Consider the following 25653-nt stretch of genomic DNA (forward strand, 5'->3'; position numbering starts at 1 on the left):
TCGGGTTCGCCGGGGCAGAATGAGCCCATGGCGCGGTCCTCCTCCTCCGGCAGGCGGCCGGGCCGTGGCCGCAGGCGCTGGGTGACGGTCGACGGCGCGACCGGGACGGGTGGCCCGGCCGCCCCGGATCCCGGGCCGGCCCCGTCGGCGCAGGAGCCCCGCCCGACCGGGCAGGAGCCCGCTCCGGCTCCGCCCCGGCCGGAGCCGCCCGACACGCCGCCGGTGAACCGGGAACCGACGATCCGCCGCCGCTACCCCTGGCACGACGACCCGGACTACGACCCGGCCGAGTACCGCCGCGTCCAGCCCGCGACCCCCGCGCCTCCGTCCTCGGAGGACCGGCGCACCGACCGCGTCGAGACGTGGCGGACGAACCTGGGCCCGGACGACCCCCGGGCGGACGCCGGCTGGTCCGCAGCCGGGCCGCCGCCCGTGGAGGAGACGCCGGAGGAGCTTCCTGAGGCACCCCCGGAGCCGCCGCGTACCCGGGGCGAGCCGAGGGTCCCGAGGAAGCTGACCGTCACCCGCGTCGCCGCGATGCGCGGCCGCCAGCTCACCGGGCGGGTCGTGGACACGTTCCACCGCGCCGCGACGGCCGACGGCGCGGACCGCTCGGGGCTCACCGCGCTCACCTACGCGACGATGATGAGCTACGCCGTCGACGCCGCGGTGGCCGTCGCGCTGGCGAACACCCTGTTCTTCGCGGCCGCGAGCGCCGAGAGCAAGACCAACGTCGCCCTCTACCTGGCGATCACGGCCGCGCCGTTCGCCGTCGTCGCGCCGGTGATCGGGCCGTTGCTGGACAAGCTGCAGCGCGGGCGCCGCGCCGCGCTGGCCGTGTCGTTCGCCGGGCGTGCCGTGCTCGCCGTCGTCATGGCGCTGAACTACGACAACTGGATCCTCTACCCGGCCGCGCTCGGCACGATGGTGCTGAGCAAGTCGTTCGTGGTGCTCAAGGCCGCGGTCACCCCGCGCGTGCTGCCGGAACGGATCACCCTGGCCACCACGAACTCGCGGTTGACGACGTTCGGGCTGGCCGCGGGCGGGGTGTTCGGCGGCATCGCGGCCGGGGTCGCGGGCATGTTCGGGTCGCCCGCCGCGCTCTACTACACGGCCGCGCTGTGCGTCGTCGGGACGTGGCTCTGCCTGCGGATCCCGCGCTGGGTGGAGACGACGTCCGGGGAGATCCCGGCCCAGCTGCGGAGCACCCGGCGTGCGAAGCGGCAGCCGATCGGCCGGTCCGTGCTGATCGCGCTGTGGGGCAACAGCGCCGTCCGGGTGCTCACCGGCTTCCTGACCCTGTTCGTCGCGTTCGTCGTCAAGGAGCAGACGGCGTCGGATCCGAAGCAGCAGCTCTTCCTGATCGGCATCATCGGCGCGGCGGCGGGCCTCGGCTCGTTCCTCGGCAACGGCGTGGGCTCGCGGGCGTCGTTCGGCCACGCCGAGGCCGTGGTGCTGTGCTGCATCACGGCGGCGTGCGCGTCTGCCGTGGTGGCGGCGGTGTTCCCGGGCATCCTCACGGCCGCGATCGTCGGCCTCGTCGGCGCGACGTCCAGCGCGCTCGCCAAGGTCTGCCTCGACGCCGTGATCCAGCGGGACCTGCCCGAGGCGTCCCGCGCGTCGGCGTTCGGCCGCTCGGAGACCGTCCTGCAGATCGCCTGGGTGTTCGGCGGCGCGCTGGGGGTCCTGCTGCCGCACAGCACGTTCTGGATCGGGTTCTGCGTGGTGGCGTGCGTGGTCGGCGTCATCGGGATCCAGACGTTCATGCTGCTGAAGAACCGCACGCTCGTCCCCGGGCTGGGGGTGCGGGCCGCGCCGGCGCCCGATCCGTCCCGGGTTCCGGGCTGATCCGTACGCTGGGCCTGTGCCCCGTCGTGTCGTCGCCGCGCTCCTCACCGCCGGAACCGCCCTCCTGCTCGCCGGCTGCGGCGCGTCGGAAAGCCCCGAGGTGACGTGGACGGTCGGCGGCACGGACCGCACCGTCGGTCCCACCCAGTTCTGCGACATGAGGATGGAGAACTGCTCGGACGACCAGTCCGCGCAGGTCGCGCTGCCGATCCCGGCGGGCACCGAGGTGAAGGTGGCCGTGCCGAAGGAGGTCTCGGCGGCGCCGTGGAGCGTCGTGTTCTCCTACACCGCCCCGGACGGCACCCGCACGGACGGTCGGAGCCCGATCTTCACGCCGAACGCGCAGCAGGACTACACGCTGGCCCTGCCGGACCCGGCGGACACCCTGGTCACCGCCCAGGTCCAGCTCCTCGGGGCCGCCCCGGGCATCGACCCGGCCACCGGCGAGGTCAACTTCCCGACCCGCGGAACGTGGGTGCTGGTCGCGGACGGCGCCGCGCCGCCCAGCACCACCCCCTGAGCCGGCACACCGCCGCCTGACCGTTCGCATACGGGTTCCGCGGTCGGCGCACACGTTCCAACCTGTGCGCCGACGCGCGAACCTGTGCGCGGACGGGGCTCAGCCGTCGAGGTCGCGCGCGACCGCGCGGACGACCTCCGCGGCCAGCTTCGCCGTCTTGCGGTCCGGGTAGCGGCCCCGGCGCAGGTCGGGCTGCACGCGGGCGTCGAGGAGCTTGATCATGTCCTCGATCAGGCCGTGCAGCTCCTCGGCCGGCCGGCGCTTGGCCTCCACGACGGACGGCGGCGCCTCGACCAGGCGCACGGACAGCGCCTGCGGGCCGCGCCTGCCCTCGGCCATCCCGAACTCCACGCGCTGTCCCGCCTTGAGCGCCTCGACCCCCGCCGGGAGCGAGGCCTTGCGGACGTAGACGTCCTCGCCACCGTCCTGGGCGAGGAACCCGAAGCCCTTCTCGGCGTCGTACCACTTGACCCTGCCGGTCGGCACCTGCTTCTCACCCGTCCTCGATCGACACCTCGCAGTCGTGCGCCGCTCGACGCGCACGGCACGACAAACGCGCCCCGAGACTCCTGCCGGCGGCACACAACTGGTGGGCTCGCCGAGCGACACCGGGACGCGCTGTCCTCCAACACTAGTCGCGGACAAGCCCGCGCGCACCGGCGTTCGGACGCCGGGTTGGGCGCGGATTCAGGCGTTCTTGATCAGGGCGGCCTCGCCGAGGTCCAGCAGCCCGACGGACTTCTCCCGCATCTCGACCTTGCGGACCTTGCCGGTGACGGTCATCGGGAAGTCGTCGACGACGAGCACGTAGCGCGGGATCTTGTAGTGGGCGAGCTTGCCGGTGGCGAACTCGCGCACGGCCTCCGCCGTCAGGTCGGCGACGCCCTCGCGCAGCTGCACCCAGGCGCAGAGCTCCTCGCCGTACTTGGCGTCCGGGACCCCGACGACCTGCGCGTCGACGATGTCCGGGTGCGTGTAGAGGAACTCCTCGATCTCGCGCGGGTACACGTTCTCGCCGCCACGGATGACCATGTCCTTGATCCGGCCGGTGATGTTGACGTAGCCGTCGGCGTCCATGACGCCCAGGTCGCCGGTGTGCATCCAGCGCGCCGCGTCGATGGCCTCGGCCGTCTTCTCCGGCTCGTCCCAGTAGCCGAGCATCACCGAGTAGCCGCGGGTGCACAGCTCGCCCGGCTCGCCCCGGGGCATCGTCAGGCCGGTGTCCGGGTCGACGATCTTGATCTCGAGGTGCGGGTGCACCCGGCCGACCGTCGACACGCGCAGCTCGAGGGAGTCGTCCGCGCGGGTCTGCATCGACACCGGCGAGGTCTCCGTCATGCCGTAGCAGATGGTGACCTCCTCCATCCCCATCCGCGAGACGACCTGCTTCATCACCTCGACCGGGCACGGCGAGCCGGCCATGATCCCGGTCCGCAGGCTGGCGAGGTCGTAGGACTCGAAGTCCGGGTGGTTGAGCTCGGCGATGAACATCGTGGGCACCCCGTAGAGCGAGGTGCACCGCTCCTTCGCGACGGCGTCGAGGGTCGCCTTCGGGTCGAAGCCCGGCGCGGGGATGACCATCGTCGCCCCGTTCGACGTGCACGCGAGGTTGCCCATCACCATGCCGAAGCAGTGGTAGAAGGGCACCGGGATGCAGACCCGGTCCTCGGGCGTGTAACCGGAGATCCGGCCGACGAAGTAGCCGTTGTTGAGGATGTTGTGGTGCGACAGCGTCGCGCCCTTGGGGAAGCCGGTGGTGCCGGACGTGTACTGGATGTTGATCGGCTCGTCCGGGCTCAGCGCACCCTGCATCTGCGCCAGCAGCTCGGCCGAGCCTCCGCGGCCGGTCTCCAGCAGCGCGTCCCACTCGGGTGAGCCGATCAGGACGACGCTGCGCAGGTCGGGGCAGTTCCCGCGGACCTCGGAGATCATCCCCGCGTAGTCCGACGTCTTGAACTCACGCGCGGAGACCAGCAGCGAGATCCCGGCCTGCTTGAGCACGTACTCCAGCTCGTGGGTGCGGTAGGCGGGATTGATGTTGACCAGGACGGCGCCGATCTTCGCGGTCGCGTACTGGGTCAGCGTCCACTCCGCCATGTTCGGCGCCCAGATGCCGACCCGGTCGCCCTTCTCCACCCCGGCGTCGAGCAGACCGAGCGCCAGCGCGTCCACGTCCCGCTTCAGCTCCGCGTAGGTCCAGCGGCGCCCGGTGGCGACCTCGACCACCGCCTCGCGCTCCGGGTCACCGGCGACGGTCCGGTCGAAGTTGTCGCCGATGGTGTCACCCAGCAGGGGCACGTCGGAGGTTCCGGAGGCGTAGGAAGGCACCGCGGGCGAGGTCACGACGTTGATCTCCTCGGTCGTCGGGGGCGTGATCGTCGCCATATCCTGCTGCCCCGGACGGCGGTGCGCCACCTCCCTACGGGGAGTACTCCGCGGAATGGAGCTGGGCGCGGGCGATACCCTCGTCTGATGCACGACCCCCGCGTCCTGCTGGACCCCGCGACCGACGCGGTGCGCAAGCTTGCGCGCCGCGGCTTCCACCTCGACACCGCCGCGCTCGAGAAGCTGCTGAGCGGGCGCAACGCCGCTATCCAGCGCGGCGACGAGTCCCGGGCGGAGTCCAAGCGGCTGGCGTCGGCGGTGAAGGGCGCGTCGCCCGAGGAACGCCCCGCGCTCGTCGAACGGGCCCGGGAGATGAAGGCGACGATCACGCTCGCGGACGAGGAGCAGAAGGTCCTCGACGCCGAGCTGCAGGAGCTGCTGCTCGGCATCCCGAACCTGCCGGCGGACGAGCTGCCCGACGGCGCGAGCGACGAGGACGCCGAGCAGGTCCGCACCTGGGGCCGGCCGCAGCACTTCGACTTCACCGCGCTGGACCACGTGGACCTGGGCGAGAAGCTCGGGATCATGGACCTGCAGCGCGCCACCAAGCTCTCGGGTCCGCGGTTCGCGGTGCTCAAGGGCAAGGGCGCGGCGCTCGAGCGGGCCATCGCGCGGTTCCTGCTCGACGTGCACACCGACCGCCACGGGTACACCGAGTGGTCGGTGCCGGCGCTGGTCACCCGGGCCACGATGACCGGGACGGGGCAGCTGCCGAAGTTCGAGCAGGACCTGTTCCGCACCGAGGTCGCGGACCGCGAGCTGTTCCTCATCCCCACCGCCGAGGTCCCGCTCACGAACCTGCACGCCAAGGAGACCCTCGCGACCGAGGACCTCCCGCTGGCCTACACCGCGCACACGCCGTGCTTCCGCTCGGAGGCCGGCTCGTACGGCCGGGACACCCGCGGGCTGATCCGGGTGCACGAGTTCTCGAAGGTCGAGCTCGTCCGGTTCGTGGAGCCGGAGCGGTCGCGGGCGGAGCTCGAGGTGCTGCTCGGGCACGCCGAGGCCGTCATGCAGGAGCTCGGGCTCGCGTACCGCGTGGTGCGGCTCGCGGCCGGGGACATCGGCTTCTCCGCGGAGGCCACGTACGACATCGAGGTGTGGCTGCCCAGCCAGAACCGGTACCGGGAGATCTCCTCGATCTCGGACTTCGGCACCTTCCAGGCCCGCCGCGCGGGGATCCGCACGAAGAGCAAGGACGGCACCCGCGGGTTCGCGGCCACCCTCAACGGCTCGGGTCTGCCGATCGGCCGCACCCTGGTCGCGATCCTGGAGCAGGGCCAGCAGCCGGACGGTTCGGTGAAGATCCCCGAGGCCCTGGTCCCCTACACGGGCTTCAGCGAACTGCGCTGACGCGCCCGTGCGCGGAAACCGTTGCCCTGGCGACGATTTCCGCGCACGACCGTCCGGCCCTCCGCGTCGACCAGCGCGGTATGAGTGAGAGTGCCGTTCGTGCATTCCGCCGGAGGCGGCGCTACAGGCCACCGGTGTTGAGGAGGAGGTTCGGGGTCCCACCCGTCTCGCCGCCCTGGATCACGCCCCGGGTGGCGTGGGCCAGGATCCACTGCTTGACGGTCGCGCTCGGGGCGTCCCCGTGGGCCTGCTTGTAGAGCGCCCCGACCCCGGCCGCGAACGGCGCCGCCATCGACGTGCCCGTGTACGACGCCGTCCGGCCGTTCGGCGTGGTCGAGATGATCCGGGTGCCCGGGGCGTAGAGGCCGACGCAGCGGCCGGTGCTCGAGGTGGTGTTGCGCGTGTCGTCGATGGTCGAGTTCGCGACCACCAGGACCCCCGGCGCGGCGCGCGGGGCGACCGTGCAGTCGTCGGCGCCGGAGTTGCCCGCCGACGAGGCGACGAACACCCCCGAGTCGACGAGCTCGGTGACGGCGGAGAGCAGCGTCTCCGACGGTCCGTAGCTCCAGGACATGACGGCGACGGCAGGGCCGCCCGCGTGGTTCTGCAGCACCCAGTCGATCCCCGCGAGCAGCGAGGACAGCGTCCCGGCGCCGTTGCAGTCGAGCACCTTCACCGAGCGGACCTGCGCGTCCTTCGCCACCCCGTAGTCCGTCGACGCGGCGATCCCGGCGACGACCGTGCCGTGCCCGTCGCAGTCCGCGGGGTTGTCGTCGATCGTGTTGGTGCCGATCCGCGCGCGGCCGCCGAACTCGGGATGCGTCACGTCGACCCCGGTGTCCAGCACGTAGACGGTGACGCCCGCGCCGGTCGCCTTGGTCGTGTAGTGCCCGTCGAGCGGGAGGTTCTGCTGGTCGATGCGGTCCAGGCCCCAGTTGACCGGGTTGTCCTGGATCCCCTCCGGGGTGACCGCGCGGGGCTCGAGCGGGTCGATCCGCCGGTCCTGCTCGAGGCCGAGGATGCCGGGCCGAGCGCGGAGCTGCGCGAGCTGCAGCGGGGTCAGCGGGGCGGCGAACCCGGCGAAGGCCCTCAGGTAGTTGTGCGTGACCTGCGCGCCGACGGCCCGGGCGGCGGCGGCCGCCTCCTGCACGTCCTGCGCGAGCACCACGTAGTCCGACGCGGTCCCGGGCAGCTGCGGCGCCAGCGCGTCCGCGGGCGTCGCCTGCGATCGCCCGGACACCGGGGCGACGGACGCGGTGTCCGACGCGTTCGCGGTCCCGGACAGCACGAGGGCCGCGATCACCTGGGTCGCGATCACCCCGAGGGCGCTCCGCTTCAGCAGCCTTGTCACGGTGCGCGACGTTACGGGGAGGCACTCGGGAGAAGAAAGGACACGATCGGGGTCCAGGTGGCCCATGTGGCCCATGTGATCACTTTCCGTCCACCAGCAGCCCCACGGCCGGCACGCTGCGCGACCCTCAACTCGTCGCCAGGTGGATCTCGACCTCCGTCGCCTTCACGGAGAACCACAGGTCGGCGCCAGGTTCGACGGCGAGATCCGCCACCGCGGCGGGCGTGACGTCCGCGGCGAGCCCTTCCACCCAGTCGGGACCACCCGGCCGGGGGACCGCGCGCAGCCGGACGACGTCCCCGTGCGGCTCGACCGCGGCCAGCCGGACCGGCACGACGTTGCGTGGGCTGCCGTGGGGCTCGTCGGTGAAGACCGAGACGGCGGACGGCGGGAACACCGCGACGACGCTGTCCCCGGCCGCGCTCTCACCACCCGCCAGCCCGGAGACGAGGGTGCCGTCCACGGTCCGCAGGCCGTCCCCCTCCCGCACGCCCGGCACCAGGTCCAGCCCCGCGATCCGGGCGGTGAACGCGCTGCGCGGACGGGCCAGGACGTCCCGGGTCGGGCCGCGCTCGACGACGCGGCCGGCGGCCAGCACGACCACCCGGTCCGCGAGCACGAGCGCGTCGAGGGCGGAGTGGGTGACCAGCACGGCGGTCTGCTTGCCGTCCCGGATCATCCGGCGCAGCAGCGAGCGCATGGCCGGCGCCGCGTCGACGTCCAGGGCGGCCAGCGGCTCGTCGAGCAGCAGGAGCCCGGGGCCGGGGGCGAGCGCCCGGGCCAGGGCGACGCGCTGCTGCTGGCCGCCGGACATCTGCGCGGGCTTGCGCTCGGCGAGGGAATCGGCCGCTCCGAGCAGGACGTCCGCGAGCAGCTCCCGCGCCCGTGCCTCGGCGGCCCGCCGCGGCACGCCCTGGGCGCGCGGCCCGAACGCCACGTTCCCGACGGCCGTGAGGTGCGGGAACAGCATGGCCTGTTGCGCGAGCAGGCCGACGCCGCGCCGGTGTGCGGGCACGAACACCCCGTCCTCGACGTCGGTGACCACCCGGTCCCCGACCCGCACCGTCCCCGAGTCCGGGCGCAGCAGCCCGGACAGCACGCCGAGCAGCGTCGACTTCCCGGCGCCGTTCGGGCCCAGCACGGCGAGCACCTCACCGGGCGCGGCGGACACGTCGACGTCCAGGGAGAAGGAGGGCCGGTCCAGCCGGAAGCGGGCATCGAGGCTCATCGCCCTCCCCCGCTCACAGCAGGCCCTCCGAACCCCGCGGCCGCCCGACCACGATCACGATCATCGCGACCACGACCAGCAGCAACGACAGCGCGACCGCGCCCGCCACGTCCGTCTCCCGCTCCAGGTAGACGAGCAGCGGCAGGGTCCGCGTGGTGCCCTGCAGGCTGCCCGCGAACGCGATCGTCGCGCCGAACTCCCCCATGCACCGCGCGAACGCGAGGACCGAGCCGGACGCGAGCCCGGGCAGCACGAGCGGGACGGTGACCCGGCGGAAGGCCAGGCCCGGCGAGGCGCCGAGCGTCGCGGCGACGGCCTCGTAACGGCCCCCGGCGGTGCGCAGCGCCCCCTCGAGCGAGACCACGAGGAACGGCAGCGCCACGAACGTCTGGGCCAGCACCACGGCGGCCGTCGTGAACGGCACCGTGATCCCGAAGGCGAGCTCCAGCCCGCGCCCGACCAGCCCGGTGCGCCCGACCAGGAACAGCAGCGCGAGACCCCCGACGACCGGCGGCAGCACCAGGGGCAGCAGCACCACGGAGCGCAGCGTCCGCAGCCCGCGCATCCGCCCGCGCGCCAGGATCACCGCGAGCGGCCCGCCGAGCAGGATGCACAGCAGCGTGGAGACCGCGGCCGTGGTCAGGGAGAGCCGCAGCGCGTCCAGGGCGGCGTCGCCGAGCAGCAGCTCCGGCATCCGGGGCCAGTCCGCCTTCAGCAGCAGGCCGAGGACGGGCAGGGCGATGAGCGCGAACGCGAACGTGGCCGGCACCCAGAGCCACCGCGGGAACCCGACGGCGGCGTCGTGGCGCCTGTCGACCTCCCCGCGGTCGACTTCCCGGCGCGCGCGGGAGGCCTGCAGGGTCATGACGAGCGGGCGCCGGTCACGAACTTCCGCCGGGGACCTCGACGACGACGTTCGTCGACTTGATGACGGCGACTGCGAGCGAGCCCGGTTCGAGCCCCAGGTCCCGCACCGCCTCGCTGCTCATCAGGGACACCACGCGGTGCGGCCCGCACTGCATCTCGACCTGCGCCATGACCTTGTCGGCGATCACCGACGTCACGAGGCCGACCAGCCGGTTGCGGGCCGAGCGCTGCACCCCGGAGGGGTCCGGCGCCGCGTGGGCGTGGTCCCGGGCGAACGCCGCGAGCGCGGCGCCGTCGATGACCTTGCGGTTCGACGCGTCGGGCTGGACGGGAAGCGTCCCGGCCTCGACCCAGCGGCGAACGGTGTCGTCGCTGACTCCGAGCAGCCGGGCTGCTTCGGCGATCCTGAACTGCGGCACGACGCGGATCCTATGTCCGCTAATGCGTGGCAACCAGCCGTGGGATGGCGACCGGCGCGCATCACCTCCTCTAATGCACCTGCCTTGTGGTCGAATGGGCCCCGTGGACTTCGAATCCAGCGCCGTCGCTGCCGACTACACCAAGCGCATGCGCGCGTTCCTCGACGAGGAGGTGCTGCCCGCCGAGGCCGCGTACGACGCCTGGCGAGCCGAGCGCCGGGGGACGCCGCAGGAGTGGGACCTGCCCCCGGTCGTCGAGGAACTGAAGACGAAGGCCCGCGGCCGCGGGCTGTGGAACCTGTTCCTCCCGGCGATCTCCGGGCTCTCGAACCTCGAGTACGCCGCCGTCGCGGAGGTGTCCGGCTGGTCGCCGGTGATCGCGCCCGAGGCGATCAACTGCCAGGCCCCGGACACCGGGAACATGGAGACGCTGCACCTCTTCGGCACCCCCGAGCAGCAGGAGCAGTGGCTCACCCCGCTGCTCGAGGGCGAGATCCGCTCGGCCTTCGCGATGACGGAGCCCGGCGTGGCCTCGTCCGACGCCACCAACATCGAGACGCTGATCACCCGCGACGGGGACGACTACGTCATCAACGGCCGCAAGTGGTGGATCTCCGGCGCCGCGGACGAGCGCTGCAAGATCTTCATCGTCATGGGCAAGACCGACGTCGACGCGCCGCGGCACCGCCAGCAGTCGATGATCCTGGTCCCGCGGGACACCCCGGGCCTGGAGATCCTGCGCCACCTGCCGACCTTCGGCTACCAGGACCAGCACGGACACTCCGAGCTGCGGCTCACCGACGTCCGGGTGCCGGCGACCAACCTGCTCGGCGAGGAGGGCGGCGGGTTCGCCATCGCGCAGGCCCGCCTCGGCCCCGGCCGCATCCACCACTGCATGCGGCTGATCGGGATGGCGGAGCGCGCCGTCGACCTGATGGTGAAGCGCGCGAAGGACCGCGTCGCGTTCGGCAAGCCGCTGGCCGAGCAGGGCGTGGTGCGGGAGCAGATCGCACTGTCCCGGATGGAGATCGAGCAGGCCCGCCTGCTGGTGCTCAAGACCGCGTGGCTGATCGACAAGTTCGGCGCGAAGGGCGCGGCGTCCGAGATCGCCTCGATCAAGGTCGTGGTGCCGCGGATGGCGTGCACGGTGATCGACCGGGCGATGCAGATCCACGGGGGCGCCGCGATGAGCGACGACACCCCGCTCGCCTACTTCTACACGTGGGCCCGCGCGCTGCGCTTCGCCGACGGCCCGGACGAGGTGCACATCCGCAGCGTCGCCCGCCAGGAAGCTCGGTCGGCACTGACGGGAGCCGCCGGGACCCTCGCCGCCACTCCATCCTTCGGTCGAGGCGGCTCGTCCGACTGCCCGATACGCCGGCCCGGCCCGCGGGGCAGGGTGATCGTCGACATGATCATCCTGCCCCGACGAAGGACCGCACCGATGAGCACGACCTACCGACCCCCGTCGACCGCGACCCGGCTGCGCTTCCTCGACGCGCTGCGGGGCGTCGCGATCACCGGCATCGTCTTCGTCAACATCCCGGACATGACCGGGCTGGGCTCGGACCTGCCGGGCGCGGACCTCGGTGTGGCCCGGACCGTCCTGGACCTCACGGTGCAGACCCGGTTCGTGCCGATCTTCGAGTTCCTGTTCGGCGTCGGGATGTGGTTCATCGTGTCCGGCGCCCGGAAGCGCGGGGTGACCCCCTGGGTCCCGATGGTGCTGCGCCTGACCGCCCTGTTCGGCATCGGTTTCCTGCACTCGAAGGTGTACCCGGGGGAAGTGCTCACCCTCTACGCCGCGGCCGGGCTGCTGGTGCTGCCGATCGTCGTGCTGGCGCCGCGCCGGCTACAGCTCGGCCTGGGGTCCGTGGCCGCGGTGACGGTGTTCCTCCTGGCCGGGAAGCTCCGCGGCGGAGGTCCCCGGCATCATGCTGCTCGGTGCGGCCGCGGCCGCCTACGGCGTGCCCGCCCTGCTCGACCGCGGCGCCCGGGCCGTCGGGTTCGTCTTCCTCGCCGCCGCGGCCCTCTCGGTCGCCGCGGTGTGGCTGCAGACCTCGGCCCCGGGCGATCCGCGGTTCGTCGCCGCCGGTGGCCGGGCGGGCCTCGTCATGGCGGTCGCGTACGTCACCGGACTCTCCCTGCTCTGGACGACCCGGGCCCGGACCGCGATCGCGGCCGTCTTCGAGCCGATCGGCCGGATGGCCCTGACGAACTACGTGACCGCGTCCCTCGTCGTGGTCCCCACGGGCCTCCTGCTGGGCTTCGCCGCCTCCGCGGACCTCGTCCCCGCACTTGTCCTCGGCGCCTGCGTGATCGCCGTGCAGAGCGTGGTGAGCCGGATCTGGCTGCACCACTTCCGCTACGGCCCGCTCGAGTGGGTCTGGCGGGCGATGACATGGCGGACGCTGCCCCGGTTCACGGCCGGGTGAGCACGCACGGGTGCCGCGCGGCGATCCCGGCCCCGGGACGGCGTCGTCGTCCTGCCCGATCGGCCAGGACGACGACGCGTCCCGGGCCGCTTCTGCGGTGTCGCCTGCTCCGTCCCGCCGCATCCGCGGAGCAGTCTGACCTGGCGTTTTCCGCCATGGCCGAAGATCACCGCAGACGGCTACGCTCGTGGGGTGACGGCAACCGAACTCGGCCTCCCCGCGCTCAAGGGAACTCCTGTCCGGGACCCGGGCCGCCCGGACGACAAGCGGCTGATCGACACGTTCGGCCGGGTCGCGACGGACCTCCGCATCTCGCTGACGGACCGCTGCAACCTGCGCTGCACCTACTGCATGCCCGCCGAGGGCCTGGACTGGATGCCCAAGGACGAGCAGCTCAGCGACGCGGAGCTCATGCGGCTCGTCACGATCGCGGTACGGGACCTGGGCGTGCACGAGCTGCGCTTCACCGGCGGTGAGCCGCTGCTGCGCAAGGGCCTCGAGGACGTCATCGCCGCGTCGGCCGCGCTCGAACCGCGGCCGGACATCTCGCTGACCACCAACGGCATCGGCCTGGCCCGTCGCGCGGCGGGGCTCGCCGCCGCGGGCGTGAACCGGCTCAACGTGTCGATGGACACGCTGCGCCAGGACCGGTTCGCCACGATCACCCGCCGGGACCGCCTGTCCGACGTGCTGGACGGGCTCGCCGCGGCCCGCGCCGTCGGCCTCGCCCCGGTGAAGATCAACACCGTGCTGCTGCGCGGGATGAACGACGACGAGGCCTGCGACCTGCTCGGCTTCGCCGTCGAGCACGGCTACGAGCTGCGCTTCATCGAGCAGATGCCGCTCGACGCCCAGCACGGCTGGGATCGCACCGAGATGATCACCGCCGGCGAGATCATGGAGCGGCTGTCCGAGCGCTTCACCCTCACCCCGGACGGCGAGGAGCGCGGCGGCGCCCCGGCCGAGCGCTACCTCGTCGACGGCGGCCCGGCCCGGGTCGGCGTCATCGCGTCGGTGACCCGGCCGTTCTGCGGCGCCTGCGACCGCACCCGGCTCACCGCCGACGGCCAGGTCCGCTCCTGCCTGTTCGCCCGCACCGAGACGGACCTGCGGGCGCTGCTCCGCGGCGGCGCGGACGACCGGGAGATCGCCGAGACCTGGCGGCACGCCATGTGGGGCAAGCTCGCCGGCCACGGGATCGACGACCCCGGCTTCCTGCAGCCGGACCGCCCGATGAGCGCGATCGGAGGCTGAGGACGATGACTCCCGTGAACTCCGACACGAGGACGGACGCCGCCACGGCGACCGCGGTGCCGACGCTGACGGTCCGCTACTTCGCGGCGGCCCGGGCCGCCGCGGGCACCACGAGCGAGACCGTCGAGGTACCCGCGGGCACCAGCGTCGACGAGCTGGCGGAGACCCTCGCCGCGCGGCACGGCGCCGAGCTGGCGAAGGTTCTGCCGCGCTGCTCCTACCTGGTGGACGAGGTCGCTGTGCGGGACCGGACGCTCGGGCTGACGCACGGCGCCACCGTGGACGTCCTGCCGCCCTTCGCGGGCGGCTGAGCGACCGTCCGCTCCGCCCCGCCGGCAGGGCCCGGCAGCGAGATGTCGTGCGTGACGGGCCGGTCCGGCACCAGGACCCAGTCCGCGAACGGCTCCCCCGCCGCGTCCCCGGTCGGCGTGCAGATCAGCAGGTGGATGCCGGGCTCGGGCGGGTTCAGCCGGTAGCCGCGGTCGCCGCACGTGGTGGCCCGGTCCCGCTGGCGCCCGTGCACGTCGACGAGCGTGACCGTGGCGGGCACCGGCACACCGTCGGACAGCACGCGTCCGGCCAGCACGTGGACCGGCGCCCCCGGTGCCGGGCTCGTCCGGGGCACCGATGTCCCCGCCCGGACGATCCCGGGGGCACCGGCGAGGGAGAGCAGCGCGTCGAGCAGGTAGCCCAGCTCGTGCACCAGCGCCCGGACCTGCTGGTCCGCGACGTCGATCCCCGACAGCAGGTCCGCGGTCGCGGTGGACGACACGGCGTCCGGCCGCGGGTCCTCGGCCCGCAGCGCGTCCACGAGCACGGCGATGCCGTCGACCGCCGAGCCCAGCGCCGCGCGTCGCCGCGGGTCCAGGTCCCGGTTCTGCTCGGCGAGCCGGGCCAGCCGGCGGGCGTGGTGGGCGAGCGCGGTGTAGATCCGCAGCCTCCGCTGCCGGTCGTTGTCCGCGGCAATGAGCGCGGGCCGGACCAGCGGGGTGCAGAGCAGCAGGAGCTGGTGCAGGTGAGCGTCGAGGGTGCGGGCGTCCGCGGGCAGGTCGACGGCCGCCGCCGGGTCCTTCAGCTGGGCGGCGAGGCCGTCGAGCAGGGTGTGGAGCTGGTCGAGCACGAGCCGGCGGGCGACGGTGACGGCCGCCCGGGCGCGCGTCGGCAGCACGACCAGGGCGACCGCGCAGCCGATCGCGCCGCCGACCGCGGTCTCCTCCAGCCGCAGCACCATCAGCGCCGGGGTGAAGGTCCCGAGTAGCGCGTAGAGCTCGCCGACCAGCAGCGTGAAGAAGAAGGTCATCAGCGCGTAGGACACCCGGAACAGGTAGAACGCCCCGAAGATGCTCAGCAGCGCCAGCGGGAGCGCGACCGCGATCGAATGCCCGGTCAGCGCGACGAGCGGGATCGCGAGGCCGATCCCGATCACCGTGCCGAGCACCCGGTTGACAGCCTTGGCGACGGTCTCCGCGGACGTCGCGGTGCCGGTGAAGGCCAGGAACGCGGCCAGCACGGCCCAGTAGTAACGCTGCCCGGAGACCGCGTCCCCGGCCGCGATGGCCAGCCCGGTGGCAACCGCGACCTGCACGGCCTGCCGGGTCGTCAGCGAGATCCGGGTCCACCAGCCGCCCTCGCGGCCGTCGAGCATGGCCTGGATGGTCTTGACGGAGCCCGGCATGTTGCCGCCGAACAGCTGAACGGCGGGGACGAATCCGGCGTCGTCGGCGACGGCGGCCCCGGTCGCCGGTGCGGACGCGGCGGCCGGCGCGGCCGTCCACTCCCCGCGGGCCCGGACCAGGATCTGCGCGGACGCGGCCATCCGCCGCACGACGTGCACGGTCTCGACCCCGGGGTCCGGCGTCCGCCGGTCACCGCCGGGGACCGGGAGCGGGCCACCGAGCCGGCCGGACAGGTCGTCGAGCAGGTCGGCCTGCGCCGCGACGACGTCCCAGCGCCCGGTGCGGACCGCGGCCAGCAGCGCGTTCGCGGGGCCCCGGACGGGCTCGGGCAGCCGATGGCCGCAGGCGGCGAGGAGCCGGGCGCCCTCGGCGAGACCGGCGGCGGCGAGCTCACCGTCGAAGAGGGCGCGGCGGACCGCCTCGGCGGCGGCGTCGTCGACGACCGCGCCCGGGGTGCCGAGCTGCCCGTCGATGATCAGGGCGGCCTCGTTGACCCGGATCAGCCGCCCGCTGAGCGTGCCGAGCAGCCGCTCCGTCCGGGGCGCGGCGGCGCGCCCGCCCGGCCCGGGCCGGCCGGCGGCCAGCAGGTCCGCCGCCGCCTCGCCGACCGCCTGCACCCGGGCCTCGAAGCCGTGCACGAGGCGCCGCAGCACGCGGTCGTTGCGCACCGGCAGCAGGACCAGGTCCAGCAGCATCATCCAGGCCGCCGCGACGCCGATCGCCATCAGCACCACCGGCACCTGCGCGATCCTCAGCTGCAGGAACAGCGCGAAGAAGTAGCCGATGAACGCGACCATGCCGGAGGCGAAGTAGCGCGGCCCGAAGCGGCGCAGGAGCACCGCCACGAACATGACCAGGACGAACACCACCAGCGACGCGACCCGGTACCGGTCGACCGACAGTGCGACGAGCATGCCGGCGACCATGAAGACCGGGAGGTGGAGGAGCGTCACGGCCCGGCCGCCCGGGGTGGTGTCCGCGATGCCGAACGACACCATCATCGCGAGCATCGCGCCGAGCATCATCGGGATCATCGCCGGCTGACCGACGAGCTGCGCGACCACGAACTCGACCAGCAGGGTGGAGCCGACCCCGAGCGTCGCGCGTGCGGCCGCGGTGAGGCGGTTGAGCCCCGGATCCGAGGCCGCCAGCCGATCGCGCCAGTCCGTCCGTCGTCCCGTCACCCCGTCCGCTCCTCCCGGTCACCCATTAGTTGCTTTTGCTAACTGTATCGGGTGATCAGACCACGCATCGGCTCGTCGGCGCCACGAACGGGTGATCAGGCCTCGGCGAGCGAGCGGTAGGACGGCCAGTGACCTGCGGTGGTCGTGACCGTCGTGGCGGCGAGCATGGCGTGCACCACCGCCCGCGCGACGACGTCCGCCGCGGCTGCGTGCACCGCGAACAGCGCCGTGGCGTCCGGCGCGGGCCGGGTGCCCGTGGCCAGGGCGAAGGCGGCGTCGCCGTCCATGATCGTGTGGACCGGTGAGAGGGCGCGGGCGAGGCCGTCGTGCCCCATCGTCGCGAGCCGGCCGCAGCCCGCCTTGTCCAGCGTCAGGTCCGTGGCGAGGACGATCAGCGACGTCGCCGTGCCCGGCCGGGGTGCGGCGCGGCGTTCGGCGGCCTCGCGGAGCGCCTCGACGGCGCCCGCGGCGGTGGGCAGGTCCGGGAACTCGCCCGGCAGGCCGTGCCGGGCGCCCAGCAGGACGCCGGTGGCGGGGTCCACGGCGGAGCCGACGGCGTTCACCGCGACGAGCGCCGCGACGGTCGTCCCGTCCTCGAGCACGGCGCTCGCGGTGCCCACGCCGCCCTTGAGGCCGCCCGCGGCGGCGCCCGTGCCCGCGCCGACGGTGCCCTGGGTGATCGCGCCCCCGGAGGCGACGTCCACGGCGTGCGCCCCCAGCGCGGCCCCCGGACGGGCGCGGACGTCCCCGCCGCGGCCCAGGTCGAACAGCACGGCCGCGGGCACGATCGGCACGACGGCGCCGGGCACCGCGAAGCCCTCGCCCGCCGCCTCGAGCCGGGCCATCACCCCACCCGCGGTGTCGAGCCCGTAGGCGCTGCCACCGCTCAGGACGACCGCGTGCACCCGGTCCACCGTGGTCCCGGGGACCAGCAGGTCCGTCTCCCGGGTGCCCGGAGCCGCGCCGCGGACGTCCGCCCCGGCGGCCGCGCCCCCGGGCGGCGCCAGGACGACGGTGACGCCGCTGAGCGCGCCGTCCCCGGTCAGGGCCGCCTGCCCCACCCGCAGGCCGGTCACGTCGGTCAGGCCGTTGCGGGGTCCGGGGCGCACAAGGTCATCCAACACCCCGTCCCGCGCCGCTCAGCCGTGCCGGTCGACGACTCCGGTCGGGCGGCCGTCGACGCAGCTCAGCTGGACCCGTATCCGGGTCTCCGCCGACTCGAACTCCACCCGCGGACCGCCGTCGTGCTGCTCGTTCCGCATCGCGAAGCCCTGCGCCGGGCTGACCGAGACGACGACCGGGACGCCCGCCTCGCAGCGCGCGACCAGGGTGCCGCCCTCCTGCGCCGAGACGACCACGGCCTGCCCGGAGGCCGGCGGCACCGCCGGGGCCGGGGTCGCCGTGGGAGCCGGGGATGCGGGTGCGGCCACGGAAGGGGCCGTGGCGGAGAGCCGCGCGTCGATCTCCGCGGCGCTGAGCGGCTGCCGCTGTCCGGCGCCGGCGAGCCCGCTGCCGATCGACCCGACGGCGGTCAGCCCGACGAGCAGCGCGCCGACCGCGGCCACCACCCAGAGGGCGAGCAGGGTCGCGGATCGGGCACCTCGGGCTCTCACCTGCCCAGCATGCCGTCGATCAGGGTTAAGACGGGGATAAGACGGCGCTAGCGTCACCCCACGGAGGACCCGGGATGCCGCCGCCGTGTCCTACGGTTCTCCGCGTGGCCCAGGTGCTCCTCGTCGAGGACGACCCCGCGATCCGCGGCGCGCTCATCCGCGGGCTGACCGAGCGCGGGCACGCCGTCGACTCCGCGCCCACCGCCATGGCCGGCCTGGAGAGCGCCGTCGGACGCCGGCCGGACCTGGTCGTGCTGGACCTGGGCCTGCCCGATCTCGACGGTGTCACCATGCTGCGGATGCTGCGCGGCGCCAGCCGGGTCCCGGTGATCGTCGCGACGGCCCGGGACGACGAGGCGGAGATCGTTTCGGTCCTCGACGCCGGCGCGGACGACTACCTCGTCAAACCGTTCAGCGCGGCCCAGCTCGACGCCCGCATCCGGGCCGTGCTGCGCCGCACCGGGGACGCGGCGCCGGACCCGACGGTCGTCGTCGGCGGGTTGCGGGTCGACCCGCGCGGCCGCCGGGCGAGCCTCGACGGCGCCGAGCTGGAGCTGACGCCGCGGGAGTTCGAGCTGCTGCACTACCTCGCGGCCCGGGCGGGTGAGGTCGTCAGCAAGCGGGAGCTGCTCACGGAGGTCTGGCAGCAGCCCTACGGCGGCGCGGACAAGACCGTCGACGTGCACCTGTCCTGGTTGCGCCGCAAGCTCGGCGAGACCGCGTCCACCGCCCGCTACCTGCACTCCGTCCGCGGGGTCGGGGTGCGGATCAACGCACCCGAGACCCCGTGAGGCGCCGTGTCCTGGTCCTCGTGGGGGCCATCACGACCCTGGTGCTCGTCGCGTTCCTCGTGCCGTTGGCGCTGCTCGTGCGGACGGTGGCCACGGACCGGGCGGTCGCGGCCGCGACCGCGGAGGCCCAGTCGCTCACCCCGCTGGTCGCCACGGCGGATGCGGCCTCGCTCCGGCTGAGCATCGAGCAGGTCGACGCGACGTCCCGGGCGGACATCGCCCTCTACCTGCCGGACGGGACCGCGATCGGCGGTGCGGGCACCACGCCGCCGCCCCGGACACCGCTGGTCGAGCTCGGCACCCGCGGGCAGAGCGCGTCGACCGTCGTGCCCGGCGGCCGGGAGATCGTGTTCGCCGTCCGGGACGCGACCGGGGCCGGCGGCGCCGTCCGCGCCTTCGTGCCGGACGCCGAGCTCACCCGCGGCGTCGACCGTTCCTGGTTGCTGCTGGCCGGGCTGGGCCTGCTCCTGCTCCTCGTCGGGCTGCTGCTGGGCGACCGGCTCGCCCGCACCCTCGTCCGGGCGACGATCGATCTGGCGCACGTCTCGGACCGGCTGGCCCGCGGGGAGCTCGACGCCCGCGCGGACCCGGGCGCCCCGGGCGAGCTGGGCGTCGTCGCGGGCGCACTCAACGGGCTGGCCACGCGGATCGACGGGCTGCTGCGGGAGGAGCGGGAGAACGTCGCCGACCTCGCGCACCGCGTCCGGACCCCGCTCACGGCGCTGCGGCTGGAGGCGGAGTCGCTGCCGGACCCGCACGACGCCGCGCGGATCGGCGCCGGCGTCGACGACGTGCAGCGGGCGGTCACCGGCGCCATCGACCAGGCCCGCCGCCGCGGTACGGAAGCCCGCGTCACGGACGCGGCCGCCGCGGTCCGGGACCGGGTCGCGTTCTGGGCGGTGCTGGCCGAGGACACGGACCGGGCCGTGACGGTGGACGCCCCCGACGAGCCGGTCCCCGTCGCCCTGGGCCGTGGGGACCTCGAGGCCTGCGTCGACGCCCTGCTGGGCAACGTCTTCGCCCACACCCCGGACGGCACCGCGTTCGCGGTCCGGCTGACGCCCCGGCCCGGGGGCGGCGCCGAGCTGGTCGTGTCCGACGCCGGCCCGGGCATCCCCGCCGGGGCCGCCGCGACGGCACGCGGGGTGAGCGGCGCCGGCTCGACGGGCCTGGGACTGGACATCGTGCGGCGCGGCGCCGAGCAGGCGGGCGGGGCGCTGCGGCTGGAGAGCCCGCCGGCGGGCGGTCTGCGCGTGGTCGTCGAGCTGGGTGCGCCGGGTTAACGCCTCCTTAGGGGCGACGCAGCGCGCCGTTGGGGCGCGGCTCGGCATCGTCCTCGGTGTCCGGTCCACGACCAGCGAAGAGGTACTCACGATGACCACCCGCCGCCTGCTCACCCTCGGTGCCGCCGTCACCGCCGCGCTCGTCGCCCTGGGCGGCAGCGCCCTCGCGTTCTCCGGCGCCGGTGCGCCCCGGACGGGGACCGACGACGCCGTCACGACGACGGCCACCACGACGCCGACGACGACGACCTTCCCGCTGCCGAGCCCGGCGGCGACGATCGACCGCTCCGCCGCGGAGCAGGCCGCCCTGGCCCACGTCGGCGGCGGCACGATCAGCCACCACACCGAGCGCGAGACCGAGCACGGGCTCGAGTTCTGGAAGGTGGAGGTCACCGACGCCGGTGTCACGCACACGCTGTACGTCGACACCACGACCGGTGCGGTCACCGAGCGCGGCACGGCCACGCGGAGCGCCGGGGCGTCCCGGACCGCCGGTGCCACCCCGACCGGCTCGGCCGGGGTGGACGACAAGGGCGGCCTGCGCGCGAACGACGACTCCGGTCGGCACGGCGGGGCCGACGACTCCGGGCGCCACGGCGGCGACGACCGGAGCGGGCGCCACGGCGGCAGCGACGACGGGCCGAACCACGACTGCGCTCCCCACTCGGGAACGGGACAGGGCCGGTGACCCCGAGCGGGGTCACCGGCCCTGTGCCGTGGGTGGAGCGCCGGGATCAGCTGGAGCGGACCCGCCGGATGATCATGAGGATCGCCAGCAGGAGGGCCAGCCCACCGGCGACCGGGGCGAGCCGCTTGAGCACCGGGGCGCCCGCGGAGTCCAGCAGGTCGATCGCGTCGACGGAGCTGCGGGTCGGGCTCGACGCCGGCCTCGGCGTGGTGACCGCCGCAGGGGCGCCCGCGGCCGGGGCCGTGCTCGACCCGGCGGTGGCCGGCGCGGCCGCCCCGTTCGCCGACGACGTCGCGGCGGGGGCCGGGGCCTCCTGCTTGTCCGCGAGCTTGTCCGCCAGGCAGGACGAGAACTGGCCGATGATCTTGTCCGCCACGTCCGAGATCACGCCGCGCCCGAACTGCGCCGGACGCCCCGTGATGGACATGTCGGTCACCATCGTGACCTCGGTCTTGTCCGGTCCGGCCGCCTTCATCGAGCCGGTGACCTTGGCGGCGGCGGTGCCGTTGCCCCGCGAGTCACGGCCCGTCGCGTCGATGACGACCTTGTGGTTGGCGTCGTCCCGCTCGATGTAGGTGCCCTTGCCCTTGTACGTCAGGGAGATCGGGCCGAGCTTCACCTTCACCGTGCCGGTGAAGGAGTCGTTCTCGTACTCGGTGAGCGTGGCGCCCGGGAAGCACGGCGCCACGGTCTCGGGGTTGTTCAGAGCCGCCCACGCCTCCTCGATGGGCGCCGCGATGGTGAACTTGTTCTCCAGCTGCATTGCTACTGCCTCCTCGTCGCAGGCCGCACGCCCACACCCCGTCGGATGCGGCGGCGGCGGAAACGGCGGAACGCCCGCCCGGAAGACCAGGCGAGCGTCCCACCGAAATAGGGTCTCCGTCAGCCGGCGGCCGCGAGCACCGCCCGGCCGGTGAGGACCCTGGCCAGGTGCTCACGGTAGTCGGCGGCGGCGTCCGCGTCACTCGGTGCCGCAGTGCCGTCGGTCGCGTGTTCGGCCGCGGCCCGAACCGCATCCGCGGTGGCGGACTGCCCGACGAGCGCCTGCTCGACCCCGGTGGCGCGGATCGGCGTGGTGCCCATGTTGGTCAGGCCGATGCGGGCCTCGCTGATCGTGCCCCCGTCGACCTTGAGCGCGGCCGCCACGGCGACCATCGACCAGGCCTGCGAGGTCCGGTTGAACTTCTCGTAGTGGCTGGTCCAGCCCGTGTACTTCGGGAACCGGATCTGGGTGAGGATCTCGCCCTCGCCGATGGCGGTGGTGAAGTAGTCCACGAAGAAGTCCGCCGCGGTCACCGTGCGGGTCCCGGAGGTGCCCGCGATGACGAACTCGGCCTCCAGCGCCAGCGCCACGGCGCCGAGGTCACCGGCCGGGTCCGCGTGGGCGAGCGCGCCGCCCAGCGTGCCGCGGTGGCGGACCTGCGGGTCCGCGACCGTCGACGTCGCCTGCGCGAGCAGCGCGACGTGCTGCTTCACCAGCTCGTTGCGCATGACGTCGTGGTGCGGCGCCATCGCGCCGATCGCCACGCGGTCGCCGTCGTCGGAGATCGTCCGGAGCTCGGGGATGCCCCCGAGGTCGATGATCACCGACGGCGCGGCGAGCCGGAGCCGGAGCACCGGGAGCAGGCTCTGCCCGCCGGCGAGGATCTTGGCGTCCTCACCGGCCTGGACCAGCGCCTGCACTGCCTCGTCGACCGACGCCGGCTTGACGTAGTCGAACTGGGACGGGATCACTGGACCTCTCCCTGCGGGTTGTTCGGGTCGATCGAGCCGAGACCGGCACCCGGTGAGTGGGTGTCGACCGGGGTCTCCTGGGTGGCCTTGCCCTGGGCGTCCTGGATGGCCCGCCAGACCCGCTGCGAGGTGCAGGGCATCTCGACCTCGCGGACGCCGAGGTGGCGGATCGCGTCGATCACGCCGTTGACGATCGCGGGGGTCGAGGCGATGGTGCCCGCCTCGCCGACGCCCTTGACGCCCAGCGGGTTGGACGTGGCCGGGGTCTCCACGGTCGCCGTGGTGAAGCTCGGCAGGTCCGCAGCCGACGGCAGGGTGTAGTCCACGAACGTGCCGTTGACCAGCGTGCCCTGCTCGTCGTAGTTGGCCTCCTCGAAGAGGGCCTGCGCGATGCCCTGGGCCAGACCGCCGTGCACCTGGCCCTCCGCGATCAGCGGGTTGACGACGGTGCCGATGTCGTCGACGCAGACGTAGTGCCGCAGGTCGACGTGCCCGGTCTCGGTGTCGACCTCGATCGCCGCGAGGTGGGTGCCGTGCGGGTAGGAGAAGTTCTCCGGGTCGTAGACGGCGTCGGAGTCTAGCGAGGGCTCCATGTCCTCCGGGTAGTCGTGCCCGGTGAACGCGGCCCAGGCGATCTCCTGGATGGTCTTGCCCTGGCCGGTGCCCTTGACCGTGAACTGGCCCGCGTTGAACTCGATGTCCTCCTCGGAGGCCTCGAGCATGTGCGCGGCGATCTTCCTCGCCTTCGCGACGACCTTCCCCGCCGCCTTGACGATGGCGATGCCGCCGACGACGAGCGAGCGCGACCCGTAGGTGTCCAGGCCCTTCGGGGAGATCTGCGTGTCCCCGTGCAGGATCTCGACGTCCTCGAAGGGCACGCCGAGCTGGTCCGCGACGATCTGGCTGAACGCCGTCTCGTGGCCCTGCCCGTGCCCGGAGGCGCCGGTGACGACCTCGACCTTCCCGGTGGCCAGCATCCGGATGCTGGCGGCCTCCCAGCCACCCGCCCCGTAGCCCAGCGAGCCCAGCACGCGCGACGGCGCGAGCCCGCACATCTCGGTGAAGGTGGAGATGCCGATGCCGAGCTGGACCTTGTCGCCGTTGCGGCGGCGCTCCTCCTGCTCACGGCGCAGGCCGGCGTAGTCGAAGAGCTCGACGGCCTTGTCCGTGGCCTGCTCGTAGTTGCCCGAGTCGTAGGTGAGCCCGACGACCGTGGTGAACGGGAACTCCTCGTGCGTGATCCAGTTCTGCTTCCGCAGCTCGAGCGGGTCCCGGCCGAGCTCGACGGCCAGTTCGTCCATGATCCGCTCGATGGCGAACGTGGCCTCGGGACGCCCGGCACCGCGGTAGGCACCGGTCGGCGTCTTGGTGGTCAGCACCGTCGTGCAGGTGAACTTGTACGCCGGGATCTTGTAGATCGCGTTGAACATGAAGGCACCGAGCACCGGGACGCCGGGGCCGACGAGCTCCAGGTAGGCGCCCATGTCCGCGAGCAGCCTCACGTCCAGGCCGGTGACCGTGCCGTCCTTCTTGGCCGTGATCGTGATGTCCTGGATCTGGTCCCGGCCGTGGTGGGCCGCGAGCAGCGACTCCGACCGGGTCTCGGTCCACTTCACCGGCTTGCCGAGCTTCTGCGCCACGACCACGCACAGGAGCTCCTCGGGGGTGACGGACAGCTTGCCGCCGAACCCGCCGCCCACGTCGGGGGCGATGACCCGGAGCTTGCTCTCCGGGATGCCCAGCGTCGCCGTCGTCATCGTGCGCAGGACGTGCGGCACCTGGGTGGCCGAGTACATGACGATCTGCTCGCCGGTCGGGTCCACCACCGCGGAGCGCGGCTCCATGAACGCGGGGATGAGCCGCTGCTGGCGGAACCGGCGGCGGACGACGACGGAGTCCGGGTCCGCCTCGGCGGCGGCGATCGCGGCGTCGACGTCGTCGCCGGTGCCGGCGGCGCCCGCGTCGAAGACCCACACGTCGCTGACGTTGGTCTCCAGCGACGGGTGGACGAGGTCCGCGCCGTCGGCGACGGCGGCCTCCATGTCCAGCACCGGCGCGAGCGGCTCGTAGTCCGCCTCCACGAGGTCCGCGGCATCCCGCGCCTCGGCGGCCGAGCGGGCGAGCACCACCGCGATGCCCTCACCGGCGAAGTGCACGGTGTCGACGGCGAGCAGCGGACGCTGGGGCGCCTTCTCGTTCGGGGTGAGCGGCCAGACGTGCGGCAGGCCGATGCCCTCCGCGCCGAGGTCGGCGGCGGTGTAGACGCCGAAGACACCCGGGGAGGCCTCGGCGGCGGACTTGTCGATCCCGGTGATCGTCGCGTGGGCGATCGGGGACCGGACGACGTGCAGGAACAGCGTGCCGGTCGGGGTGATGGAGTCGGTGAAACGGGTTCGGCCGGTGATCAGACGCGCGTCTTCCTTGCGGGTCCGGGCCTTGCCGAATTCTGCCGTGGTGGGTTCGGCGGTCGTCGTCATGGTGTTCAGTTGCCTCCCGCGACGGGGGCCGGCGCCTCGGTCGGGACGGAGGCGCCCGGCTTCATGAGCTGCGCGGCGCGCTGCACCGAGCGGACGATGTTCTGGTAGCCGGTGCAGCGGCAGAGGTTGCCCTCGATGCCCTCGCGCACCTCGTGCTCGTCGGGGTCGGGGTTGTCCCCGAGCAGGTCGACGGCGGCCATGATCATGCCGGGCGTGCAGTAGCCGCACTGCAGGCCGTGGCACTCGTTGAAGGCGCTCTGCACGGGGTGCAGCTGGCCGTCGCGCGCGAGCCCCTCGATGGTGGTGACCTCGGTGCCGTCGGCCTGGACGGCCAGGACGGAGCAGGACTTCACGCTCTGCCCGTTCAGACTGACGGTGCAGGCACCGCAGTTGCTCGTGTCACAGCCGATGAGGGTGCCGGTCTTGCCCAGCCGCTCCCTCAGGTACTGCACCAGCAGCATGCGGGGCTCGACGTCGTCGGCGTAGTTCACGCCGTCGACGGTGACCCGGACCTGTGCCATGGAATCCACTCCTCGTCCGCGGCCGG

Annotated in this window: 23 protein-coding genes and 2 pseudogenes; 10 read left to right on the plus strand and 15 right to left on the minus strand. The window is 73.7% G+C overall.

The window, feature by feature from the left end; all coding sequences use genetic code 11:
• The first annotated feature begins 27 nt into the window (after positions 1 to 27).
• Together WBK50_RS29160 and WBK50_RS29165 are read left to right on the plus strand one after the other, a co-directional pair.
• Positions 28 to 1848, plus strand: a complete 1821-nt coding sequence (locus WBK50_RS29160; protein ID WP_341338634.1) for an MFS transporter — start codon at positions 28 to 30, stop codon at positions 1846 to 1848.
• Between the two features lie 16 nt (positions 1849 to 1864).
• Positions 1865 to 2368, plus strand: coding sequence for a DUF2771 family protein (locus tag WBK50_RS29165; protein WP_341338635.1), 504 nt, complete (start codon positions 1865 to 1867; stop codon positions 2366 to 2368).
• Positions 2369 to 2467: 99 nt separating this feature from the next.
• On the opposite strand, the gene WBK50_RS29170 is transcribed toward WBK50_RS29165, so the two are convergent.
• Positions 2468 to 2854: a cold-shock protein gene (locus WBK50_RS29170; RefSeq protein WP_341338636.1), complete on the minus strand. Its 387-nt coding sequence runs from the start codon at positions 2852 to 2854 to the stop codon at positions 2468 to 2470.
• 201 nt (positions 2855 to 3055) lie between these two features.
• Positions 3056 to 4753 (minus strand): AMP-binding protein, encoded by a 1698-nt coding sequence (locus WBK50_RS29175; protein WP_341338637.1) that lies wholly within the window; start codon positions 4751 to 4753, stop codon positions 3056 to 3058.
• Positions 4754 to 4840: 87 nt separating this feature from the next.
• Here WBK50_RS29175 and serS point away from each other — a divergent pair, with 87 nt between their 5' ends.
• A complete protein-coding gene (gene serS / locus WBK50_RS29180) occupies positions 4841 to 6106 on the plus strand; it encodes a serine--tRNA ligase (protein ID WP_341338638.1) in 1266 nt (421 codons plus the stop codon).
• Between the two features lie 121 nt (positions 6107 to 6227).
• Here serS and WBK50_RS29185 read toward each other — a convergent pair whose 3' ends face one another.
• The 5 genes and pseudogenes from WBK50_RS29185 to WBK50_RS29200 form a co-directional block, all read right to left on the minus strand.
• Positions 6228 to 7457 (minus strand): S8 family peptidase, encoded by a 1230-nt coding sequence (locus WBK50_RS29185; protein WP_341338639.1) that lies wholly within the window; start codon positions 7455 to 7457, stop codon positions 6228 to 6230.
• A 127-nt stretch (positions 7458 to 7584) separates the two neighbouring features.
• Positions 7585 to 8157 (minus strand): TOBE domain-containing protein, encoded by a 573-nt coding sequence (locus WBK50_RS35455; RefSeq protein ID WP_445942406.1) that lies wholly within the window; start codon positions 8155 to 8157, stop codon positions 7585 to 7587.
• Between the two features lie 39 nt (positions 8158 to 8196).
• Positions 8197 to 8685: pseudogene (locus tag WBK50_RS35460) on the minus strand (ATP-binding cassette domain-containing protein); the annotation flags it as partial.
• 13 nt (positions 8686 to 8698) lie between these two features.
• Positions 8699 to 9550: an ABC transporter permease gene (locus WBK50_RS29195; RefSeq protein ID WP_341338641.1), complete on the minus strand. Its 852-nt coding sequence runs from the start codon at positions 9548 to 9550 to the stop codon at positions 8699 to 8701.
• Between the two features lie 16 nt (positions 9551 to 9566).
• Positions 9567 to 9971, minus strand: a complete 405-nt coding sequence (locus tag WBK50_RS29200) for a TOBE domain-containing protein (RefSeq protein WP_341338642.1) — start codon at positions 9969 to 9971, stop codon at positions 9567 to 9569.
• Between the two features lie 103 nt (positions 9972 to 10074).
• Between WBK50_RS29200 and WBK50_RS29205 the strand changes: the two are divergent.
• Positions 10075 to 11271: pseudogene (locus WBK50_RS29205) on the plus strand (acyl-CoA dehydrogenase family protein); the annotation flags it as partial.
• A gap of 155 nt (positions 11272 to 11426) precedes the next feature.
• Here WBK50_RS29205 and WBK50_RS35465 read toward each other — a convergent pair.
• On the minus strand, positions 11427 to 11723 hold the full coding sequence (locus WBK50_RS35465; protein ID WP_445942318.1) for a hypothetical protein: 297 nt from the start codon (positions 11721 to 11723) through the stop codon (positions 11427 to 11429).
• A gap of 182 nt (positions 11724 to 11905) precedes the next feature.
• Here WBK50_RS35465 and WBK50_RS35470 point away from each other — a divergent pair, with 182 nt between their 5' ends.
• From WBK50_RS35470 to WBK50_RS29215, 3 genes are all read left to right on the plus strand, one after another.
• Positions 11906 to 12406: a DUF418 domain-containing protein gene (locus WBK50_RS35470; RefSeq protein ID WP_445942319.1), complete on the plus strand. Its 501-nt coding sequence runs from the start codon at positions 11906 to 11908 to the stop codon at positions 12404 to 12406.
• A gap of 192 nt (positions 12407 to 12598) precedes the next feature.
• Positions 12599 to 13660 (plus strand): GTP 3',8-cyclase MoaA, encoded by a 1062-nt coding sequence (gene moaA, locus WBK50_RS29210; RefSeq protein WP_341338643.1) that lies wholly within the window; start codon positions 12599 to 12601, stop codon positions 13658 to 13660.
• A gap of 5 nt (positions 13661 to 13665) precedes the next feature.
• A complete protein-coding gene (locus tag WBK50_RS29215) occupies positions 13666 to 13971 on the plus strand; it encodes a MoaD/ThiS family protein (protein WP_445942320.1) in 306 nt (101 codons plus the stop codon).
• On the opposite strand, the gene WBK50_RS29220 is transcribed toward WBK50_RS29215, so the two are convergent.
• From WBK50_RS29220 to WBK50_RS29230, 3 genes are all read right to left on the minus strand, one after another.
• On the minus strand, positions 13878 to 16520 hold the full coding sequence (locus WBK50_RS29220) for an FUSC family protein (RefSeq protein ID WP_341338645.1): 2643 nt from the start codon (positions 16518 to 16520) through the stop codon (positions 13878 to 13880). The two genes, WBK50_RS29215 and WBK50_RS29220, sit on opposite strands and share 94 nt — an antisense overlap.
• A gap of 95 nt (positions 16521 to 16615) precedes the next feature.
• Positions 16616 to 17629 carry a P1 family peptidase gene (locus tag WBK50_RS29225; RefSeq protein WP_341338646.1) on the minus strand — a complete coding sequence of 338 codons (1014 nt, stop codon included), beginning with the start codon at positions 17627 to 17629 and terminating at the stop codon, positions 16616 to 16618.
• 30 nt (positions 17630 to 17659) lie between these two features.
• The gene (locus WBK50_RS29230; protein ID WP_341338647.1) at positions 17660 to 18133 is read right to left on the minus strand and encodes a hypothetical protein; all 474 of its coding nucleotides are present in this window, start codon (positions 18131 to 18133) and stop codon (positions 17660 to 17662) included.
• A gap of 104 nt (positions 18134 to 18237) precedes the next feature.
• Here WBK50_RS29230 and WBK50_RS29235 point away from each other — a divergent pair, with 104 nt between their 5' ends.
• The 3 genes from WBK50_RS29235 (at position 18238) to WBK50_RS29245 (ending at position 20895) form a co-directional block, all read left to right on the plus strand.
• A complete protein-coding gene (locus WBK50_RS29235) occupies positions 18238 to 18924 on the plus strand; it encodes a response regulator transcription factor (RefSeq protein ID WP_341338648.1) in 687 nt (228 codons plus the stop codon).
• Entirely contained in the window at positions 18921 to 20207 is a 1287-nt protein-coding gene (locus WBK50_RS29240) for a HAMP domain-containing sensor histidine kinase (protein WP_341338649.1), read from the plus strand. The genes WBK50_RS29235 and WBK50_RS29240 overlap by 4 nt, the downstream gene beginning before the upstream one ends.
• Positions 20208 to 20298: 91 nt before the next feature.
• Positions 20299 to 20895 (plus strand): PepSY domain-containing protein, encoded by a 597-nt coding sequence (locus WBK50_RS29245; RefSeq protein ID WP_341338650.1) that lies wholly within the window; start codon positions 20299 to 20301, stop codon positions 20893 to 20895.
• Between the two features lie 46 nt (positions 20896 to 20941).
• On the opposite strand, the gene WBK50_RS29250 is transcribed toward WBK50_RS29245, so the two are convergent.
• The 4 genes from WBK50_RS29250 to WBK50_RS29265 form a co-directional block, all read right to left on the minus strand.
• The gene (locus WBK50_RS29250; RefSeq protein ID WP_341338651.1) at positions 20942 to 21658 is read right to left on the minus strand and encodes an SRPBCC family protein; all 717 of its coding nucleotides are present in this window, start codon (positions 21656 to 21658) and stop codon (positions 20942 to 20944) included.
• A 119-nt stretch (positions 21659 to 21777) separates the two neighbouring features.
• A complete protein-coding gene (locus tag WBK50_RS29255) occupies positions 21778 to 22629 on the minus strand; it encodes an FAD binding domain-containing protein (protein WP_341338652.1) in 852 nt (283 codons plus the stop codon).
• The gene (locus WBK50_RS29260; protein WP_341338653.1) at positions 22626 to 25106 is read right to left on the minus strand and encodes a xanthine dehydrogenase family protein molybdopterin-binding subunit; all 2481 of its coding nucleotides are present in this window, start codon (positions 25104 to 25106) and stop codon (positions 22626 to 22628) included. The genes WBK50_RS29255 and WBK50_RS29260 overlap by 4 nt, the downstream gene beginning before the upstream one ends.
• 5 nt (positions 25107 to 25111) lie before the next feature.
• Entirely contained in the window at positions 25112 to 25627 is a 516-nt protein-coding gene (locus WBK50_RS29265) for a (2Fe-2S)-binding protein (protein WP_341338654.1), read from the minus strand.
• Between the last annotated feature and the right edge of the window lie 26 nt (positions 25628 to 25653).

Origin of the sequence: Pseudonocardia sp. T1-2H, from assembly GCF_038039215.1 — a bacterium.
Lineage (GTDB): Bacteria > Actinomycetota > Actinomycetes > Mycobacteriales > Pseudonocardiaceae > Pseudonocardia.